At 33.4% G+C, this 3,445-nt stretch carries 3 protein-coding genes; all 3 read right to left on the bottom strand.

What is annotated here, in order from left to right:
- Positions 1-884 (bottom strand): type I glyceraldehyde-3-phosphate dehydrogenase (gene gap, locus AB8B90_RS05220; RefSeq protein WP_405334375.1); only part of this gene is annotated, 884 nt, incomplete at its 3' end.
- 39 nt (positions 885-923) lie between these two features.
- Positions 924-1,910 carry a 6-phosphofructokinase gene (pfkA, locus tag AB8B90_RS05215; RefSeq protein WP_405334373.1) on the bottom strand — a complete coding sequence of 329 codons (987 nt, stop codon included), beginning with the start codon at positions 1,908-1,910 and terminating at the stop codon, positions 924-926.
- Between the two features lie 138 nt (positions 1,911-2,048).
- A partial coding sequence (locus AB8B90_RS05210) for a translocation/assembly module TamB domain-containing protein (RefSeq protein ID WP_405334371.1) occupies positions 2,049-3,445 on the bottom strand: 1,397 nt, incomplete at its 5' end.

Below are 3,445 nucleotides of genomic sequence, written 5' to 3'. Positions count from 1 at the left end.
GAATCGGCATCAAAAACACTTGTTCTTTCTTCGCTCACAAAATCTTGCGATACAACAGGATCTTCTGTATAACCTAATACACCAGCCATTGAACCATTTGCTGCTTTTTTCATGGCAGCTTTTATTTCTTCTAAAGAAGTTTCTTTTGATGTTCTAACAGTTAAATCCACGACAGATACATCAACAGTTGGAACTCTAAAAGCCATACCAGTTAATTTCCCTTCTAACTCAGGAATAACTTTTCCAACAGCTTTTGCTGCACCAGTAGATGTAGGAATAATGTTATTTAAAGCACTTCTGCCTAAACGATAATTTTTACGAGATGGAGAGTCTACAGTGTATTGCGTTGAAGTCGCTGCATGGATAGTTGTCATTAATGCTTCATCTATACCAAAATTATCTTCTATAACTTTTGCTAAAGGAGCTAAACAGTTGGTCGTACATGATGCGTTTGATACAATAGTATCATTAGCTGTTAATTTATCGTCATTAACTCCCATTACAAACATTGGTGCATCTTTACTTGGTGCTGAAATGACTACTTTTTTAGCACCACCATCAATATGATATTGTGCAGTTTCCAAGGTTGTGAAAATACCTGTACAGTCTGCGACAACTTCTACTCCAGCTTCATCCCATTTTAAATTTTTAGGATCTCTATCGGCAGTAACTCTAATTGTTTTTCCATCAACAACTAAGTTACCATCTTTAACACTGATATCACCATCAAATCTTCCGTGTACTGAATCATATTTTAATAAATATGCTAAATGATTTACATCTAATAAATCGTTTATTGCAACAACATCAACATCGTCACGTTTTACAGTTGCTCTAAATACAATTCTTCCAATTCTTCCAAATCCGTTTATTCCTAGTTTCATTTTTTAATTTTCTTGTGTTAATATTTTAATTTCAGTTGCTTATATCGACATGATATCAGATACACGCAGCAATTCTAAATTTATTTTCGATTGTCCTTTAATAGCTTGATCAAGCGGTGTCAACACCATGATATCATTTTTTAAACCAACCATAGAATTTGTTTCACCATTAATTAAACTTTCAACAGCTTTAACTCCCATTCTACTTGCTAGCACACGATCAAAACAAGATGGTGATCCACCACGTTGCATATGCCCAAGTACAGATACTCTAACTTCATATTCAGTCATGTGCTCTTCCACATAATCTTTAAGTTCAAAGACATTTTTTCCGATTTTATCACCTTCAGCAACGACAACAATACTAGATGATTTTCCAGATTGTTTACTACGTCTTAGGGATTCTAAAAGACGATCTAAACCTAAATCTTCTTCAGGGATTAAAATTTCTTCAGCTCCTGCTCCAACTCCAACATTCAAGGCTATGTGCCCAACATCTCTTCCCATGACTTCAACAAAGAATAATCTGTTATGAGAACTGGCAGTGTCTCGAATTTTATCTATTGAATCTACGACAGTATTTAAAGCAGTATCATATCCTAAAGTATGGGTTGTACCGAAAATGTCATTATCAATTGTGCCCGGAATTCCCATAACAGGCATATTATATTCTTGACTAAATATCATTGCTCCAGTAAAACTACCATCACCACCAATGACAACAAATGCATCAATTCCAGCTTTAACAAGTTGTTCATGAGCCTTTTTGCGACCTTCAACGGTTCTAAACTCTTTTGAGCGTGCCGATTTTAAAATCGTTCCACCTTTATTAATAATGCCTTTTACACTTCGAGCATCCATGGGTTTAAAGTCACCTTCAATCATACCTTCGTAACCTCTATAAATACCAAAGCATTCTATATTGTGAAATGCACATGCTCTAACAACAGAACGTATGCCAGCATTCATTCCTGGAGAGTCTCCTCCAGAAGTAAATACAGCTATTTTTTTTATAGTTTTCGACATGTAAATCCTATTTATAACAGTAAAATTAATAAACATAAACAACAATAACTGTTGTATTTGAGATAATTTAACACCACGAAAAAATTTCAAACGTTTTCGTTAATAACTAATTTTGGATATGAAGTATAAAGCGAGAAATTAATTGCTTTTTTTATCTTTTTCGGACTTGATGTTTATAAAATCTTGAAGCAGTTTGTCTTCATCTTCTTTGGGTTTGTCCTTTTTTGGTTTGTCTTTCTTTTTGTTTTTACCTGAAAAAATAATATCAACCAATTCTTTAAATGTGTCAAATTCTACATTATAAGATAAACCAACACCTTGTGTGTAACCAATTTCTTCACCGAAATTTCTTATGTTATTTTCACGATTAAAAAATTTGGCAGTTAGTGTTCCTTCTTCATTTAAAAGCACATCTATTTGAACGTCACCAGCGATAACAGTTTCACTAACACCTCCAATTGGCACACCAACTTTACCATTAATTAGGACTCTGTCACTAATTTTTGTACTGAGTGTTAATCCAATTTCGTCATTAGTTTCGTACTCTGCAGTTTGTTGTCCAGCTTGATAGTTAACACCAATATTTATTTTTTCTGTACCATCATTTCCAAGAATACTGTTGAATAAAGAATTGACACGATCGGAAATTGTTCCATAGGCATTCTGGCCTAAATTAAACTCACTAGCAAAGGAACCGAATGATAATACATTTAGTGCTTGAAACTCTCTAGATTCTTTGGTTTCAAGTCTGTATTCTAACTCTGATCTTATGTTTGAATCAACATTTGGAAAATCAAATGTGAAATCTGGTTCTGGTTGTTCTAATTGTCCAGCAAGATTTATTTTTACTTCAACATCTATGTTTCTGTTGATAGGATTATCTAATAATACTGAAGGATTAGCTTGTGCTTTATATACAGCTGTTAATCCAATTTGGGCTTTTAAAGGATCACCTTCCCAGCGAATAGAACCACCTGGTACGACAGTTAGTTTCTTTTGAACTAATCCACCATATGCAAAATTATAGGTTCCTTCTGCAATTTGGAAATCACCAAACATTTGAAATTTCCCATTGGTATTAATATCAAATAATAGATTTCCATTTCCATTACCTTGGATTGTACTGCCGGAGTTTTTATCGATTACAATTTCAATATCTGCATACGGATTAACAAAAAGATTAAACTCCAGTTCTAAGCCTTTAAAAATGTTTTCACTAATAACTTCACCATTTTTTCTAGCATTTTTTTCTTCTGGAGTTAAAAAGTGAATGTATGAATTATCGCCATATGTTTCTAAATCACTTAATGGTATTTTAAATACAGTGCCTTCTGCTGTGCTTCCGTCGAATACAATTTTTAGAGCATCAGTTGGACCAATAATATTTGCTTTACCATTCACGAAACCAGTTCCATAATAGAGCTCTTCTTCATCATATTCGGTGTCTAAAACTAAAAGTCTAGAAGTATCAATTTCTAATCCTAATTTCCAATCTGAAAAGTTTTTGTGGCCAATAAAACCATTTAAAGTAGCTT

The organism is Psychroserpens sp., from assembly GCF_045105015.1.
In the GTDB taxonomy this organism is placed as follows: domain Bacteria; phylum Bacteroidota; class Bacteroidia; order Flavobacteriales; family Flavobacteriaceae; genus Psychroserpens.
The sequence above is the reverse complement of the archived record's forward strand: the minus strand, read 5'-3'. Positions and strand labels throughout refer to the sequence as shown.

What these genes read in the sequence shown, in the direction of transcription:
- pfkA (WP_405334373.1), bottom strand. Translation starts at nt 1,910, where the DNA reads ATGTCGAAAACTATAAAAAAAATAGCTGTATTTACTTCTGGAGGAGAC.